We start from the raw sequence: 16,288 nt of genomic DNA, 5'->3' as shown, positions 1-16,288 counted from the left end.
GCGAAGGGCTTTACCGGTAAAGCATCGCGGCTTTCGTCGCTCCTGCCAGGAACGGAATCGAAAGCTCGTGGCTGAAACCGCTAAGCGCCAACAGCGGGTCGGTGCCGATGAAGGCTTCCAGGCGGTGGCCGCGCGGCTGCCGATGCCCGCGCGGCGCTAGAAGCCGTCCGGCTCCGCCGCGATCGTCCCCGCCAGCTCGAAGCGGATGGCGCGGGTGGCCGGGTCGGCCTCCACCAGCCGCGCGCGCACGCGGTCGCCCAGCGGCAGTGCGCCGGGGGATTCGATGCGGGCGAGGATCGCCGGGGCGGCCAGCATGATGTCGCCACGGTGCGGATCCTTGCCGTCGACCTCGACGATGGCGCCCTCGAATTCCTCGCCCACGCGCGGCGCCAGGGCGATCGCCTCGGCCAGGTCGAGCACCGCGTTCTCGTAGCGACCGGCGCGCTGCGAGGACGCCTGCATCGCCGCCGGCAGCCCGGGCAGCGCTTCCAGCACCCACGGCGGCACCGGCGTGCCCGCGCTCAGCGCCAGGCAGACCTCGCCGGTGTAGCGGTCCACCAGCCGCCGCAAGGGCGCCGTGGCGTGGGTGTACTGCGCGGCCAGCGCGGCGTGGTCGGAATGTTCGGGCACGGCGCCGTCGAAGGCGACGTACCCTGCGCCGCGCAGCACCATGGTGCAGGCGGTCATCATCGCGATGTCGCGCGGGTTGCGCGGCTCGAGCGAGCGGATGAAGTCGGGATAGCCGCGCGCCTTCGGCCAGGCGATGCCCAGCGCGTGTGCGGTGCGGCGCAGCTTCGCCAGCGCGCGCGGGTCGGCCGGCGGCAGCGTGCGCAGCAGGCCGACGCGGTGCGCCACCATCATGTGCGCGGCGGCCATGCCGGTGAGCAGCGAGATCTGCTCGTTCCAGTCCTCGACCGGATGCCGCGCGCGGAATTCCAGCGACCAGCGCCCTTCGTCGATGCGCACCTCCTGCTCCGGCAGCGGCAGGCTGACGCCGCCGTGGCGCTGTTCGCGCCGCATGCGCAACTCGCCGATCTCGCGCAGCACGGCGAACATCGGGTCGGCGTCGCCGGCATCGATGCGCGCCTGCACGCCGGCGTAGTCGAGCTGGGCGCGGCTGCGCACCCGCGCGCGGCGCACGTCCACGGCGACGCCTTCGCCGGTGGCGTCCAGGTCGATCGTCCACAGCAGCGCCGGCCGCAGCTGGTCCGGCAGCAGCGAGGCCGCGTCCTCGGACAGCGCCTTGGGGTGCAGCGGGATCTTGTCGTCGGCGCCGTACAGGGTCTCGCCGCGGCGGTGGGCCTCCAGGTCGACCGGGTCGCCGGGGCGGACGAAGGCGCCCACGTCGGCGATCGCGTAATACACGCGGTAACCGTCGCCGGCGCGCTCGACGAACAGGGCCTGGTCCAGGTCCATCGCGCCGGGCGGGTCGATGGTGACCAGCGCCAGCCCGCTGCGGTCCTCGCCCGGGAAGCGCGGGCCGGCCGCCGCGGCCGCCTGCGCCGCTGCTTCGACCTCGGGCGGGAACGCGCCGGGCAGTTGCAGCTCGCGGCGGATCGCGTCGATGCCCGCGTCCAGCGCGTGCTGGCGCCGGTCGTGGATGCGGAGGCGGCGGGTGGTCGACATGCGGGCTCCGGTTGCGGTGCGGCCGGTGATTCTAGGGCAGCGCCGGCTGCGGCCCATGGTCGCGCAGCGGCTCGCGCAGGCAATCGACGAACGCGCGCAGCTTGGGCGGCAGCTGCCGCCGCGCCGGGTAGTAGATGTAGAAGCCGGGGAAGGAGACATAGTGCGGCTCGAGCACGCGCACCAGCCGTCCGGCGGCGATGTCGTCGGCAACATTGTTCTCGAACAGCTGCGCCAGCCCGAGTCCGCGCAGCGCCGCCGCCTGCGCCATCGCGCCGTCGTTGAGGATCAGCCGACCGCCGACTTCCACCGAGTATTCCTGGCCGTCGCGCAGGAACTCCCACGGCACCAGCCGGCCGCTGCTGGTGAAACGGAAGTGGATGCACTGGTGCGCCGCAAGGTCCGCGGGCTCCCGCGGCGGCGGGTGGCGTTCGAAATAGCCGGGCGAGCCGACCACCGCCATCCGCAGCGGCGGCGTCACCGGCAGCGCCACCATGTCGCGGCTGAGGCATTCGCCCAGCCGGATCCCCGCGTCGAACCCCCCCGCGACCAGGTCGCTGAGCCCGTCATCGGCGAACAGTTCAACCTGGACCTCGGGATAGCGCGCGCTGAACCCCGGCAGCCGCTCGGCCACCGTCGGCCATACGCCGCGTGCCAGATTGATCCGCAGCAGGCCGGCCGGGCGGTCGCGATCGGCTTCGACCTGCTCCAGCGCGTCGGCCAGGGCCGCGATCGCGGGCGCGGCCTGCGCCTGCAGGCGCTCGCCAGCCTCGGTCAGGCCGACCCGGCGGGTGGTGCGGTTGAGCAGGCGCACGCCCAACCGGGTTTCCAGTGCCCGCAGATTCTGCGACACCGCCGACGGGCTGACTTCCAGCTGGTCGGCCGCGGCACGGAAACTGCCCAGCCGCGCCACGCGCAGGAATACCGGCAGCGCAGCCAGGGTTTCTGGCGACATCGTGAAGTTTTTCTTCATGGTTCATGAAGGCTAGCACTGTTTTTCCGCACACCGGCGGCGCCCAGACTGCCTGCCGTCGCCCACCCACGAAGGAGTTCACGATGTCGACCCCGCTCACCTTGCTGGCCGAACTCAAGGCCAGCCCCGGCCAGGCCGAGGAACTCGGCGCGCGCCTGCAGGCGTTGCTCGCCCCCACCCGCCGCGAGGCCGGCTGCCTGGGTTACGCCCTGCACCGCTCCAGCGACGACCCCGATCTGTTCGTGCTGTACGAGAACTGGCGCTCGCGCCGCGACCTGGACGAGCACCTGGCCACGCCCTACCTGCTCGACTTCTTCGCGCAAGCCCCCCGGCTGCTGGCGCAGGACGTGGCCATGCGCTTCTTCTCACCGGCCACGGCGGCGGAGCCCGCATGAGCGCCGCCTGTCACACATCCGCCACCCCCTTGCACAGGAGCCCCTTCGCATGAAAACCCGTACCCTCGGCCGCAATGGCCCCACCGTCTCCGCCCTCGGCCTGGGCTGCATGGGCATGAGCTTCGCCTACGGCAGCAGCGATGCCGCCGAGTCGCGCGCCACCCTGGAGCGCGCGCTGGAACTGGGCGTGACCCTGTTCGACACCGCCGACATCTACGGCCCGCATGCCAACGAGGAACTGCTCGGCGGGTTCCTGCAGGGCAAGCGCGACCGGGTCTTCCTGGCCACCAAGTTCGGCATCCGGCTCGACCCCGCCGACCCGGGCGCGCGCGGCGTCGACGGCCGCCCGGAGTACGTGCGCCGCGCGGTGGAAGGCAGCCTGCAGCGCCTGCGCACCGACCATATCGACCTCTACTACCAGCATCGCATCGACCCCAACGTGCCGATCGAGGACACCGTCGGCGCGATGGCCGAACTGGTGCAGGCCGGCAAGGTGCGCTTCCTCGGGCTGTCGGAAGCCTCGGCCGAGACCATCCGCCGCGCCCACGCCGTGCACCCGATCACCGCGGTGCAGAGCGAGTACTCGCTGTGGACCCGCGACCCGGAACGCAACGGCGTGTTCGACGCCTGCCGCGACCTGGGCATCGGCTTCGTGCCGTACTCGCCGCTGGGCCGCGGCTTCCTCACCGGCGCGATCAAGTCGCCCGATGACTTCGACGCCGACGACTGGCGCCGCACCAATCCGCGCTTCCAGGGCGGGAACTTCACGAAGAACCTCGCGCTGGTGGAACAGGTCAAAGCGCTTGCCGCCGGCAAGGGCGCGACGCCCGGCCAACTGGCGCTGGCGTGGGTGCTGGCCCAGGGTGACGACATCGTGCCGATCCCGGGCACCAGGCGCCGCAGGTACCTGGAGGAGAACGCCGGAGCGCTCGACGTCACACTGGACAAGGCGGACCTGGCCGCGATCGGCGCCGCCTTCCCACCCGACGCCGCGGCGGGCCCGCGCTACACCGAGGCGATGATGGGGCTGGTCAACGGCTGATCGGAGACCCGGGCGTGATTGCAGGTTCCAGCAACGCTTTCCGCCGGGAATCCCCGGCGGAAACCCCTGCCGGTGTCAGCGATTATTGAGAACGATTCTCATGCATGGAAGAATCCGGGCACGCCCGCCACGGCCGACCCCTCGACCGGAGCCGCCATGCCACAACGTCCCGTTTCCCGCCCGGCGCCCCGTCGTGTGCCGGGCCTGCTGCAGGCGTTTCTTGCGCGGATGCTCGCGCCCTGATGCCAACGCGCACGCCCGCCGCCCGCGTGGCGGCGGGCGTGAAACCTGCATGCCCGTGTTCCACAACATTTTGTGTTGACAAAATAATTGGCCACGATATGTTGTGTCCGTCGGTTCCGGTGGCGCCCGCCACCGGATGAAAAGGGAAGCCGGTGCGGACGCCTCCAGGGGTCCCATTCCGGCGCTGCCCCGCAGCGGTAATTGGAAACGACCGCCGTCATTGGCACTGGGATGCATCAGGTCCCGGGAAGCGACGGCCAGTAGGAGGAACGGGCTGTTGTAGGAGCGGCGGACGCCGCGAACGCTTTTCCGGATCCGAAAAGCTCGCGGCTTCCGCCGCTCCTACAGGGCCCGACCCGCGTCCACGAGCCCGAAGACCTGCCGACAGCCGCGCGAATGCACGACGCGCGGTGCCGGCCGCGGAATCTCCGGGGGGAGATGGCTGGCGAAGCAGCCCCGGACGCGGCTCGCCCGCGCAGTCCCGGTCCCTGCGACGCCGCCCCAGCATCCTCGGGATTCCAACGCCATCCGGCCTTTCGCGGGAAGGGCCGGGCGCGTGCGCGACGCGTGGAGGACCCCATGACCCAGACCCAGACGCAGGCCGACACCGAGCCGGTCGCCGACCGGATTTCCGATGCCCGCCCCGATGCCCGCCCCGATGCTGCTCCCGTTCCCGCCCGGGCCACCGCGCAGGCCGCGCCCGGCCCGGCCGCGCCGGATGCCACGGACGGCGACGACGCCATCCCCCCGCCGAGAACCACCGACATGCCCACCGCCACCCCCACAGGCCAGGCGGTCGCCACCTGGATCACCAAGGAAGCCGGCAACCGCCGCATCCCGTACGATCGTGCGCGCCTGGAGCGCAGCATCGACCGCGTGCGCGCCGAGTTCCCGCAGCTGGACGTCGCCGACTACAAGCGCAGCGTGTTCGGCTTCGTCGAGCGCAAGGACGCGGTCAACGCCGACGACCTGGTCGACCACTTGATCCGCGAGGCCGAGGCGCGCGTGGACGTCACCGCGCCGGAGTGGGAACAGTTCGCCGCGCGCCTGTACCTGCACCGGCTGTACAAGCGCGCCAGCCGCAACCGCTTCTACGACACCGAGCAGAAGTACGGTTCCTACGTCGGCCTGCAGGAAAGCCTGGCCGACCGCAACGTCTACTCCAACGACATCCTGCGCGCGTACTCGAAGGAAGAGCTGCAGGAAGCCGGGCGCATGATCGACCCGGAACGCGACAAGCTGTTCGCCTACAACGGCCTGTACCTGCTGGCCACGCGCTACCTGGCCACCGACACCTCGCGCGAGGTGTACGAGTTGCCGCAGGAGCGCTGGCTCACCATCGCGCTGTACCTGATGCAGGAAGAGAAGCCCCGCGAGCGCCGCATGCAGCTGGTCGGCGAGGCCTACTGGGCGCTGTCGAACCTGTACATGACCGTGGCCACGCCGACGCTGCAGAACGCCGGCAAGACCGGCGGCCAGCTGTCGAGCTGCTTCATCGACACCGTCGACGATTCTCTGCAGGGCATCTACGACTCCAACACCGACATCGCGCGCGTGTCCAAGGGCGGCGGCGGCGTGGGCGCCTACATGGGCTACGTGCGCGCCTCGGGTTCGGCGATCCGCGGCGTGCCCAACTCGTCGGGCGGCGTGGTGCCGTGGATCAAGCAGCTCAACAACACCGCGGTGTCGGTCGACCAGCTCGGCCAGCGCAAGGGCGCGGTGGCGGTGTACCTGGACGTGTGGCATCGCGACATCGAGGCGTTCCTGGACCTGCGCCTGAACAACGGCGACCAGCGCCTGCGCGCGCACGACGTGTTCACCTCGGTGTGCATCCCGGACCTCTTCATGGAAGCCGTCGAGCGCCGCGGCGACTGGTACCTGTTCGATCCGTATGAAGTGAAGCGGATCAAGGGCTGGTACCTGCAGGACTTCTTCGATGAAAAGAAGGGCGAGGGCTCGTTCCGGCAGAAGTACGAGGAGGTCGTCGCCGACGAGCGCATCGCGCGCAGGACGGTCAAGGCGATCGACCTCTTCAAGCGGATCATGGTCAGCCAGCTGGAGACCGGCAACCCGTTCATGTTCTACCGCGACGAGGTCAACCGGAAGAACCCGAACAAGCACGCCGGCATGGTGTACTCAAGCAACCTGTGCACCGAGATCCTGCAGAACATGAGCCCGACGCGGTTGATGCAGGAGATCATTTCCGGCAACCAGATCGTCACCACCAAGAAGGCCGGTGACTTCGTCGTGTGCAACCTGTCGTCGATCAACCTCGGCCGCGCCGTGGTGCCACCGGCGGGCCAGGGCGACCTGATCACCGACGTGCTCGAGCGCCTGATCCCGATCCAGGTGCGCATGCTCGACAACGTGATCGACCTCAACGCCCTGCCGGTGCCGCAGGCCACGATCACCAACCAGAAGTACCGCGCGATCGGCCTGGGCACGTTCGGCTGGCACCACCTGCTGGCGCTCAAGGGCATCGAGTGGAACGCGAAGGCCGCCGAGGACTACAGCGACGCGCTGTACGAGCGGATCAACTTCCTGACCGTGCAGGCCAGCATGGCGCTGGCGAAGGAGAAGGGCGCCTACAGCGTGTTCGCCGGCAGCGACTGGCACACCGGCGCCTACTTCCGCGACCGCGACTACAACAGCCCGCAGTGGCTCGAGCTGGCCGCGCAGGTTGCCGTCAACGGCGTGCGCAACGGCTGGCTGATGGCGATTGCGCCGAACATGTCCACCGCGCAGATCGCCGGTTCCACCGCGTCGATCGACCCGATCTTCTCGGCGTTCTACTACGAGGAGAAGAAGGACTACCGGCGCCCGGTCGCCGCGCCCGGGCTGTCGCTGGAGACCTGGCCGTTCTACGAGAAGGGTGCCTACAAGGTCGACCAGTTCGCCTCCGTACGCCAGAACGCGCGCCGCCAGCGCCACGTCGACCAGTCGATCAGCTTCAACTTCTACGTGCCCAGCACCATCCGCGCCAGCATCCTGCTGGAGCTGCACATGACCGCCTGGCGGGAAGGCATGAAGACCACGTACTACGTGCGCTCCAACGATATCGACATCGCCGAGTGCGAGTGGTGCAGTAGCTGAAAACGCATTCGCGCTTTCAGCTTCCACGGTTCGCGTTGCGAACCGTGGACCCTGCATCACCAGCACCCACACCCCTGCGCCTTCGGCGCGCCCCCCTGACTCAGGGGGGCTTTCCTCCAGAACGTCCGCGCCGCTGCGCGTAACAGAAACACGAGAAAACACACATGTCCGCCACCGCACCGCTTACTTCCACGCCGCTCGACCGCATCAGGATCCTGGAGCCGCGCCACCCCAACCGCTCGACCGGCATCATCAACGGCCGCACCAGCGGCATCCTCAACTGGAACGACATCCCGTACCCGTCGTTCTACCGCGCCTACAAGGAACTCTCGACCAACTTCTGGATCCCGGACGAGGTCGACATGAAGAGCGACGCCAAGCAGTACGGCGAGCTCTCGGCGCGCGAGAAGAACGCCTACGACTCGATCATCGGCCTGCTGGCGACGCTCGACTCGCCGCAGACGCGCTTCATCTACAACGTCGCCGAGTACATCACCGACCCGGCCGCGCACGCCAACGCCGCGATCATCGGCCAGCAGGAGGTGATCCACAACGAGAGCTACAGCTACGTGCTGGCCTCGATCACCGACCTGGCCAACCAGAACCGGATCTTCGAGATCGCGCGCACCCACCCGACGATCCTCAAGCGCAACGCGCCGATCATGGATTCCTACGACGAGTTCATGCGCGAGAAGACCGCCGAGACCCTGCTGCGCTCGCTGATCCAGTCCTCGATCCTGGAGGGCATCAACTTCTATTCCGGCTTCGCCTACTTCTACAACCTGGTGCGCCAGAACCGGATGACCGGCACCGGCAAGATCATCAGCTTCATCAACCGCGACGAGCTGGCCCACACCAAGTTCATCAGCGAGGTGATCCGCGCCATCGTCGGCGAGAACCCGGAACTGCAGACCGACGAGCTGACCGACTACGTGCACGGCGCCTTCAAGCACGCGATCGAACTCGAAGTGCAGTGGACCGGTGAAGTGCTCGACGGCATCGACGGCATCGACGTCGACGAGATGGTCCGCTACGTGAAGTACCGCGCCAACAAGATGGCCGGGATGCTGGGCATCGAGAAGCTGTACTCGGAGTCCACCGAAAATGTGATGCCGTGGATCAAGGCCTACGCCGACAACTTCACCGAGACCAAGACCGACTTCTTCGAGATGCGCAACGCGTCGTACAAGAAGACGAACGCGGACAACGGGTTCGACGATCTTTGATGGCCGGGATCCGGGATCCGGGATCCGGGATCCGGGATCCGGGATCCGGGATCCGGGATTCGGGATTCGGGATTCGGGATTCGAAGATGCGCCTCGTTCCTGCCATCCCGCCTGTCATCCCGAGCGCAGCGAGGGATCTCGGCCCCGGCGCAGCAATCAGATCCCTCGCTGCGCTCGGGATGACAGGGCGCGCCTACTTCCAATTCCTGATCCCGAACCCCTAACCCCAATCCCCAATCCCCGCCCCCATGCGCATCCTCATTGCCTTCGCCTCGCTCAGCGGCAACACCCGCGACCTCGCGCGCATGGTGCGCGCGCGCTGCGAGGCGCGCGGGCACGCGGTGACCTGGATCGAGACCGACATCCAGGGCCTCGCCGTGGCCGGGCCCGACCCGTGCCACGACCTGTACTTGCTCGGCTCGTGGAGCGACAACGCCGGGCGCACGCCGCCGGAGATGAAGCGTTTCATCGCCGAGCTGGTCGACGCGGTCGGCAAGCCCGGCAACCTCGCAGTATTCGGCACCGGCGAGACGCAGTGGGGCGACGAGTACTACTGCGGCGCCGTACGGCGGATGGCCGCGTTCTTCGGTTCGCGTCATCCGCGCCTGGAGATCGAGCAGATGCCGCACGGCGAACGCGACGCATTGAAAGTCCAACGCTGGACCGACCGCATCCTGGATTCCACCGAGACCACCGACCATGCAGACCCTGCACGCCGCTTCGCCTGACGACTACGCCGCCGCGCTCACCGCGCATCCGCGCCTGCTGGTGGACTACCATAAGGACGACTGCGCCGGCTGCCGCATGCTCGACATGTCGCTGCGCAAGTTTGCCGACAACCCGGCGGCGGCCGGGGTCGTGCTGCTCAAGGTGAAGCTGGAAACCGTCGGCGAGGATTTCTTCCGCGGCCTTGGCCTGCGGCAGACGCCCACGCTGTCGCTGTTCGCCGACGGCAGCGAGGCCGCACGTTTGCCCGGGTTCCAGACCCCGGCGCAAATCGAAGCCGCCGTCGGCCGGAATTTCGGTTGACCACACCCCTCGCAAGATCGATACAAGGAAGTTTTCACGCATGGAACGCAACATCGTCAACATCGTCGGGGCCGTCTTCCTGCTGGTTGGCCTCGCGCTTTTCGCCTTCAGCGGCTCCGCCTTCCTGCGGCACGAGCAGGGCAGCTGGATACCGGTCCTGCTCGGCCTTGCGTTCGCGCTCGTGGGTGGCGGCATCCTCGGATACGGCATCGCCGCGAAACGCCGACGGGCCTGGCTCCTGGCCAACGGCCGCCCGGTGCCGGCCATCTTCGACCACGTCGAGGTCAACACGACCGTGGCCGTCAACGACAAGCACCCCTTCCGCATCGTCGGCCACTGGCACGACCACACGCGCAACGAGCTGCACGTGTTCCGCAGCGCCAACCTCTGGGTCGACCCGAGTCCCTTCGTCACCGACGGACAATCCCTGCGGGTGCTGGTCGACCCCGGCAAGCCCTCGCGCTACCACATGGACATCTCCTTCCTGCCCAAGGTTCGCGGCTGACACCGGCGCGAGAACCGGGCATCGCCCTTCTCCACGAGTCCGATCCGCATGTCCACAAACGACGAACCCCACCGTCCCGTCGAGGCCAGGCTGCCGCAGATGGTCTTCCCCGACCACACCAACCACCTGGGCACGCTGTTCGGCGGCCAGGCGCTGGCGTGGATGGACATGGCCGCCTTCATCGCCGCTTCGCGCTACGCGCGGCGCACGGTGGTCACCGCGCGCTCGGAGCAGGTGGACTTCAAGCTGCCGATCCGCCAGGGCCAGCTGGTGGAAGCCATCGCCCGCGTGGTCGAGGTGGGCAACACCTCGATGCAGGTGGAGGTGGAGCTGGTCGCCGAAGACCTGCTCAGCGGCGAGCGCGAACTGTGCACGCGCGGGCGCTTCGTGATGATCGCGCTCGACGCGCGCGGGCGGCCGACCACGGTCGCGGCGCTGCCGACGGCCTGAGCCGCCGCACACGCGACCGGGACGAATGCCCGACGCCGCTTCGATGGCCAGGCGCCACTGCGTCGCATGCGCGGTAGCATCGGCGCATCTTCCGTCGAAGGACACCACCATGCGCCTCGCCCACCGCATCTCCCCCCTGCTGCTGGCCCTGCTGGCCGGCCCGCTGTCCGCCGTCGCGCAGGAGGCGGCACCGGCGCAGCGGCCCGAGGTCGCCGCCGCCGCGCAGAAGCTGCAGCAGCCGGTGGTCGACTGGCGCCGCGACTTCCATGCCCACCCGGAGCTGTCCAACCGCGAGGAGCGCACCTCGGCCGCGGTCGCCAAGCACCTGCGCGCGCTCGGACTGGAGCCGCGCACCGGCATCGCCCACCACGGCGTGACCGCGGTCATCAAGGGCGGCAAGCCCGGCCCGAAGCTCGCGCTGCGCGCCGACATGGACGCACTGCCCGTGACCGAGCAGACCGGCCTGCCGTTCGCATCGAAGGTCACGACCACCTTCAACGGCCAGCAGACCGGTGTGATGCACGCCTGCGGCCACGACGCGCACACCGCGATCCTGCTCGGCGTGGCCGATGCGCTGGTCGCGATGCGTGACGACCTGCCGGGCGAGGTGATGCTGGTGTTCCAGCCGTCCGAGGAAGGCGCGCCGGGCGACGAGGAGGGCGGCGCCTCGCTGATGCTCAAGGAGGGCCTGTTCAAGGACTTCAGGCCCGACGCGATGTTCGGCCTGCACGTGTTCTCGTCTGTGCAGGCCGGGCAGATCGCGGTACGCGGCGGCCCGCTGATGGCCGCCTCCGACCGCTTCAGCATCACCGTCAACGGCCGCCAGACCCACGGCTCGGCACCGTGGAACGGGGTCGACCCGATCGCCGCCAGCGCCGACCTGATCTCGACCGCGCAGACCATCGTCAGCCGCCGCACCAACATCTCGAAGCTGCCGGCGGTGGTGACCTTCGGCGCCATCCACGGCGGCATCCGCTACAACATCATCCCCGACAGCGTGGAGATGGTCGGCACCATCCGCACCTTCGACGACGGCATGCGCGAGGACATCCTCGCCGACCTGAAGAACGTGGCCGAACACGTCGCCGCCGCCCACGGCGCCACCGCGCAGGCGAACGTGCCCGATCAGACCGGCAACCCGGTGACCTACAACGACCCCGACCTGACCGCGCGCATGCTGCCGAGCCTGCAGGCCGTCGTCGGGACCGACAACGTCTACGAGCCGCCGCTGCAGATGGGTGCCGAGGACTTCGCCTATTACGCCAAGGAGGTGCCGTCGATGTTCTTCTTCGTCGGCTCGACCTCGGAGGGCATCGACCCGGCCACCGCGCCGAGCAACCACTCGCCGGAGTTCCTGCTCGACGAGTCGTCGCTCGACATCGGCCTGCGCGCGATCCTGCAGGTGACGCTGGATTATCTGGAAGGAGGCGCGCCAGCGGCCGGCGCATAGCTCCAAAAAGAGACCCAAAACCCCTGTAGGAGCGGCTTCAGCCGCGAGCTTTTCCACTGAATGGGAACAGGCAAAAGCTCGCGGCTGAAGCCGCTCCTGCACGAAGCCGGAAGGACTACGGCAACTCGTTGGCCGAATGCGGGTCGATCGCATACGGGAACATCTCGTCCAGGAACCGCGGCTGCGCGCGCACGCGTTCGATCCAGTCGCGCAGGTGCGCGTGCGGCTGCAGCGACAACCCGTCGGCCTCGTCGGCGCGGCTGGCGTAGGCGAACAGCGCGATGTCGGCGACGGTATAGCCGTCGCCGGCGATGAAGGCGCGCTGCGCGAACTGCGCATCGAGGACCTCCAGCGCACGCCGCGCGCCGTTGCGCTTCGCCTCCACCAGTGCCGGTGCGCGGCGCGCCAGCTTGCCGGTGAGGGCCCAGTGGCGCAGCGCGCCGACCTGGCTCTCGATCCGTTCCTGTTCGAACGACAGCCACTGCCACACCTTCGCCCGCCCGAACGCGTCGCCGGGCAGCCAGGGCGTGCCGTCGGCCAGGTAGCACAGGATCGCGTTCGACTCGGCCAGCACGCGGCCGTCGTCGAGTTCGAGCGCCGGCACCGTGCCGGTGGGGCTGACGCGCAGGAACGCCTCGCGCCGGCCTTCGCCTTCGAAAATGCCCACGTGTCGCACGCGGTGCGGCCGCTGCAGGTGGTGCAGCAACTGGCGCACCTTCCAGGCGTTCTGCGAAGGCAGGTAGTCGTACAGGGTCAACATGCGCAGTCTCCGGGAAAGGACGCAAGTATCACGCCGTCGCGGCCGGCGCGCGCTCCGGTTCTTGCGCCGGTATCCGCGTAAAATCGGTCCATGGCTGCCCACCACCTCCCGCTGGGCCGCGCGGTCGACTATCCGCGCGGCTACGATCCGTCGCTGCTGTTCCCGATCCCGCGCGCGCACGGCCGTGCCGAACTCGGCATCGCCGACGGCGCCGTCCTGCCTTTCGATGGCATGGACCGTTGGCATGCCTATGAACTGGGCTGGCTGGACGCGCGCGGCAAGCCCGCCGTCGCCACCGCCACGATCACCGTGCCGGCCGCTTCGCCGCAGCTGGTCGAATCCAAGTCGCTCAAGCTCTACCTCAACTCGCTCAACGCCGAGCGCTTCGACGATGCCGAAGCGGTGCGCGCGCGCATCGCCGGCGACCTGTCGCAGGCCGCGGGCACGCCGGTCGAGGTCGCGTTCGGCCTGCCACCGATGACGGCGCATGACGACGCCACCCCGATCGACGCGATCGACATCGACTGCGACACGTACGACGCGCCGCGCCCGGAGTTCCTCGAAGCCGACGCCGGCGACATCGCCAACGAAGTCCTGCGCTCGGATCTGCTCAAGTCCAACTGCCCGGTCACCGGCCAGCCGGACTGGGCCAGCGTGCGCATCGCCTACCGCGGCCCGCGCATCGACCGCGCCGGGCTGCTGCGCTACCTGGTGTCGTTCCGCGAGCACGCCGGCTTCCACGAGCAGTGCGTCGAGCGCATCTTCGTCGACCTGCTCGCGCGCTGCCGGCCCGCAGCGCTGGCCGTGGAAGCGCGCTACACGCGCCGCGGCGGGCTCGACATCAACCCCTGGCGGGTGCTGCCCGGCACCCCGGCCCCGGCCGCCAGGCGCGATCCCCGACAATGAATGCGGCCTTCACGGAATTGCCCGGCGCGATATTTTCTTAACAGGCGCCGTGGGACGCTGCCGTTCGCAAACGCGGCACAGGAGGCCCCGATGAGCAATCCGAACAATCCCAACGATCCCGATTCGCTGTCGCTCGCACCCAGCGGCGGCCAGGGCGACAAGAAAGCCGACTTCTCCAACGTCAAGGGTGGCTCCAGCAGCACCGAAGAGCCCGCCACCAAGCCCAAGGCTGATTTCAGCAACGTGCAGGGCGGCTCCAGCAGCACCGAGGAGACCATCGGCGAGCAGACCTACACCGTGCAGAAGGGCGACACGCTGTCGCACATCGCCAAGCAGTTCTACGGCAATGCCGGCAACTGGAACCGGATCTTCGAAGCCAACCGCGACCAGCTCGACAACCCGGACCTGATCAAGCCCGGCCAGACGCTGAAGATCCCGCAGGGCGGCTGATCGCGGCGCACTGCCCGGCTTTTCGCCATTCCCCTTTCCTCACGGAGACATCCACATGACAAGCAAGACGCTCAATCTCGCGATCGCCGCGGCCCTGTTCGGTTCGCTGGCGCTGGTCGGCTGCAAGAAGAACCAGGACGAAGCGGCGATCACGCCGCCGCCGGCCACCACCGAGCCGGCACCGACCACCACCCCCGAACCGGCGCCGGCACCCGCCGCCGAGGCGACGGTCACCTCGGTCGACCTGGGCAACGCCGTCGGCGCCGACATGAAGATCGACGCGCCGTCGACCACGTTCGCGCCCACCGACACGATCTATGCCTCGGTGGCCACCGCCACCAGCGACCCTGCCGCGACCGTGCCCAGCAAGCTCACCGCGAAGTGGTCGTTCGAAGACGGCCAGGTCGTCAACGAGGAGAGCAGGGACGTGAACCTCAGCGGCGACGGTTCCACCGAGTTCCACATCGAAAAGCCCGATGGCTTCCCGGCCGGCCAGTACAAGGTCGAGATCTCGCTGGACGGCAACGTGGTGCAGAGCAAGGACTTCACGGTCGAGTAACAGCACCGGCGCGCGTGGCGCGAACGGTCGAGGGCGCGGCGCAGGCCGCGCCCTTTTTTGTTCTTCGCCCCGAGGGCGAAGGCTGCATCGGCGTGAAGGCCGGGCGCGGACGCGGTGGCCGCCGCGCAGGACGAAGGCAACTCCCACGCAAGCCTGGGTTCCGGTGCCCCGCTGCGACCGGCGGGCCCGTCAGATCGCGGCGCGAATTGCGATCGGGAAATCAGCCGGCAACCTGTCCCCGGAACAGAAGAAGAACCTGTATCCGCGCAAACGCCCCCTCCGGGTTTTCCCTAGCTGCGGTCCGCCCCAGCTGCCGCTGCGATCACCGGGCTGCCACCCTGCAGCGCAGAGTCCGCGCAGGAGAGGTCCATGCTGTCGATTTCCGGTTCCGGCAATGCCGCCCCCATCCACCCGATCGACCTGCCGTCGCAGGGGCCGCAGCCGCTGGACAACCCCGCGGCCCGCGCGCCGGTCGCCGACGGCGTCGCCCGCATGCTGCATGCCGTGCCCTCCGGCGGCAGCCCGTCGCCACTGCCCACGGGCGAACGCGAGCTGGTCGCCTCCGAGGACAGCGTCACCGCCGGCGGCGTGCGCGATGCCTACGACATGCAACTGTACCGCGAGGCCGACGGCAGCTACACGCTCGAACTGGACATGAAGATCGAATTCGACTTCACCCGCGGGCCGGATGGCCAGACCTGGACGGCGGACGAAAAGGAACAGTTCATGGCCGATTACCGCCAGGCGATCGAGGCCGCGTGGGACGGCCACACCATCACCACCGACGACGGCCAGGAGGTCACCCTGGACGTCAACCTGGACCTTGCCGAGGAAGCCGGCGACAACGGCGAGAACTGGAACATCGAGGTGGTGAAGATCGACAAGGGCGGCTTCAACCAGAGCTACGTGGTGCCCAGCCAGAACACCGGCCGCTTCGACAGCGAGGACGTGAACCCGGTCGCCAAGGGCGCTTCCGACCCGCAGGTGGGCGCGGCGCACGAGTTCGGCCACATGATCGGCCTGCCCGACGAATACAACGGCAGCGCCGGCCCGGACGCGGCGAAGGACACCGACAGCATCATGCACACCGGCATGGACGTGCGCGAGCGGCATCTGGATATCATGGAGTCCTGGATCGAGGGCCACCTCTGAGCAGGTATCGATGAAGAAGCTGTCGCTGCTGGCCTGTACCCTGTTGCTCGTCGCCTGCAGCGGCAGGCTCAAAGGTGAAGGCATGGGCGCACACCAGGATTTCGATGCCGCGTGGCAGGCGGTGCAGGCGGCCGGGACCGCGGAGGACCAGCGCCGCGAGATCGACGCGTTCCTGTCGATGAACCAGCAGGCCGGCGCGCCGCCGCTGCAGGTCAACGTGCGCAGGCGCGACAGCGGCGAGGCCGCGCCGATCGACCAGGCCCTGTGGGACCACCCTGGCGAGTACGAGGTGGTGCTGCGCTACGGCGACCGGAAGTATCCCTTCGTGCCGAAGTCGCGATCGAGCCTGGAACCGCTGTTCCGCGAATAGCCGCGCGCCTCGCGCAGCCGGCATGCAACACCGCTTCCCGCACGCGGCACGCCCGCGCGCTT

Annotated in this window: 17 protein-coding genes and 1 riboswitch; of the genes, 14 read left to right on the top strand and 3 right to left on the bottom strand. The window is 68.9% G+C overall.

Annotated features, from left to right (window positions below; genetic code table 11):
- Positions 1 to 156: 156 nt before the first annotated feature.
- Together ABD679_RS01195 and ABD679_RS01190 are read right to left on the bottom strand one after the other, a co-directional pair.
- Entirely contained in the window at positions 157 to 1,626 is a 1,470-nt protein-coding gene (locus ABD679_RS01195) for an RNB domain-containing ribonuclease (RefSeq protein ID WP_344758093.1), read from the bottom strand.
- 31 nt (positions 1,627 to 1,657) lie between these two features.
- Positions 1,658 to 2,578 (bottom strand): LysR family transcriptional regulator, encoded by a 921-nt coding sequence (locus ABD679_RS01190; protein ID WP_344758092.1) that lies wholly within the window; start codon positions 2,576 to 2,578, stop codon positions 1,658 to 1,660.
- 101 nt (positions 2,579 to 2,679) lie between these two features.
- Between ABD679_RS01190 and ABD679_RS01185 the strand changes: the two genes are divergently transcribed.
- The 9 genes from ABD679_RS01185 to ABD679_RS01145 all read left to right on the top strand — a co-directional run bounded on the left by ABD679_RS01185 (position 2,680) and on the right by ABD679_RS01145 (position 12,029).
- Complete coding sequence (locus ABD679_RS01185; protein WP_344758091.1) at positions 2,680 to 2,991, top strand: putative quinol monooxygenase; 312 nt, start codon at positions 2,680 to 2,682, stop codon at positions 2,989 to 2,991.
- A gap of 49 nt (positions 2,992 to 3,040) precedes the next feature.
- Positions 3,041 to 4,033 (top strand): aldo/keto reductase, encoded by a 993-nt coding sequence (locus tag ABD679_RS01180; protein WP_344758090.1) that lies wholly within the window; start codon positions 3,041 to 3,043, stop codon positions 4,031 to 4,033.
- A gap of 337 nt (positions 4,034 to 4,370) precedes the next feature.
- A riboswitch (cobalamin riboswitch) is annotated at positions 4,371 to 4,676 on the top strand.
- Positions 4,677 to 4,855: 179 nt separating this feature from the next.
- Positions 4,856 to 7,369, top strand: a complete 2,514-nt coding sequence (locus ABD679_RS01175) for a ribonucleoside-diphosphate reductase subunit alpha (protein ID WP_344758089.1) — start codon at positions 4,856 to 4,858, stop codon at positions 7,367 to 7,369.
- Between the two features lie 164 nt (positions 7,370 to 7,533).
- A complete protein-coding gene (locus tag ABD679_RS01170) occupies positions 7,534 to 8,595 on the top strand; it encodes a ribonucleotide-diphosphate reductase subunit beta (protein WP_344758088.1) in 1,062 nt (353 codons plus the stop codon).
- A gap of 248 nt (positions 8,596 to 8,843) precedes the next feature.
- Positions 8,844 to 9,323 (top strand): flavodoxin, encoded by a 480-nt coding sequence (locus ABD679_RS01165; RefSeq protein WP_344758087.1) that lies wholly within the window; start codon positions 8,844 to 8,846, stop codon positions 9,321 to 9,323.
- Positions 9,295 to 9,624, top strand: a complete 330-nt coding sequence (locus tag ABD679_RS01160; RefSeq protein WP_344758086.1) for a thioredoxin family protein — start codon at positions 9,295 to 9,297, stop codon at positions 9,622 to 9,624. Before ABD679_RS01165 ends, ABD679_RS01160 begins: the two co-directional genes overlap by 29 nt.
- 40 nt (positions 9,625 to 9,664) lie before the next feature.
- On the top strand, positions 9,665 to 10,129 hold the full coding sequence (locus tag ABD679_RS01155) for a hypothetical protein (protein WP_344758085.1): 465 nt from the start codon (positions 9,665 to 9,667) through the stop codon (positions 10,127 to 10,129).
- 48 nt (positions 10,130 to 10,177) lie between these two features.
- On the top strand, positions 10,178 to 10,579 hold the full coding sequence (locus tag ABD679_RS01150; protein ID WP_344758083.1) for an acyl-CoA thioesterase: 402 nt from the start codon (positions 10,178 to 10,180) through the stop codon (positions 10,577 to 10,579).
- Positions 10,580 to 10,688: 109 nt separating this feature from the next.
- Positions 10,689 to 12,029: a M20 family metallopeptidase gene (locus tag ABD679_RS01145; RefSeq protein ID WP_344758082.1), complete on the top strand. Its 1,341-nt coding sequence runs from the start codon at positions 10,689 to 10,691 to the stop codon at positions 12,027 to 12,029.
- 115 nt (positions 12,030 to 12,144) lie between these two features.
- Here ABD679_RS01145 and ABD679_RS01140 read toward each other — a convergent pair whose 3' ends face one another.
- Positions 12,145 to 12,789 carry a glutathione S-transferase family protein gene (locus ABD679_RS01140; RefSeq protein WP_344758081.1) on the bottom strand — a complete coding sequence of 215 codons (645 nt, stop codon included), beginning with the start codon at positions 12,787 to 12,789 and terminating at the stop codon, positions 12,145 to 12,147.
- A gap of 90 nt (positions 12,790 to 12,879) precedes the next feature.
- Here ABD679_RS01140 and queF point away from each other — a divergent pair, with 90 nt between their 5' ends.
- From queF to ABD679_RS01115, 5 genes are all read left to right on the top strand, one after another.
- Complete coding sequence (queF, locus tag ABD679_RS01135; RefSeq protein WP_344758080.1) at positions 12,880 to 13,695, top strand: NADPH-dependent 7-cyano-7-deazaguanine reductase QueF; 816 nt, start codon at positions 12,880 to 12,882, stop codon at positions 13,693 to 13,695.
- A gap of 90 nt (positions 13,696 to 13,785) precedes the next feature.
- Positions 13,786 to 14,145 (top strand): LysM peptidoglycan-binding domain-containing protein, encoded by a 360-nt coding sequence (locus ABD679_RS01130; protein ID WP_344758079.1) that lies wholly within the window; start codon positions 13,786 to 13,788, stop codon positions 14,143 to 14,145.
- Between the two features lie 55 nt (positions 14,146 to 14,200).
- Positions 14,201 to 14,704 (top strand): hypothetical protein, encoded by a 504-nt coding sequence (locus tag ABD679_RS01125; protein ID WP_344758078.1) that lies wholly within the window; start codon positions 14,201 to 14,203, stop codon positions 14,702 to 14,704.
- Positions 14,705 to 15,073: 369 nt separating this feature from the next.
- Positions 15,074 to 15,856: a hypothetical protein gene (locus ABD679_RS01120; protein ID WP_344758077.1), complete on the top strand. Its 783-nt coding sequence runs from the start codon at positions 15,074 to 15,076 to the stop codon at positions 15,854 to 15,856.
- Between the two features lie 10 nt (positions 15,857 to 15,866).
- Positions 15,867 to 16,226, top strand: a complete 360-nt coding sequence (locus tag ABD679_RS01115) for a hypothetical protein (protein WP_344758076.1) — start codon at positions 15,867 to 15,869, stop codon at positions 16,224 to 16,226.
- Positions 16,227 to 16,288 lie beyond the last annotated feature (62 nt).

It is taken from the genome of Luteimonas lutimaris (genome assembly GCF_039537065.1).
Lineage (GTDB): Bacteria > Pseudomonadota > Gammaproteobacteria > Xanthomonadales > Xanthomonadaceae > Luteimonas > Luteimonas lutimaris.
This window is presented reverse-complemented; position numbering and strand designations above follow the sequence as displayed.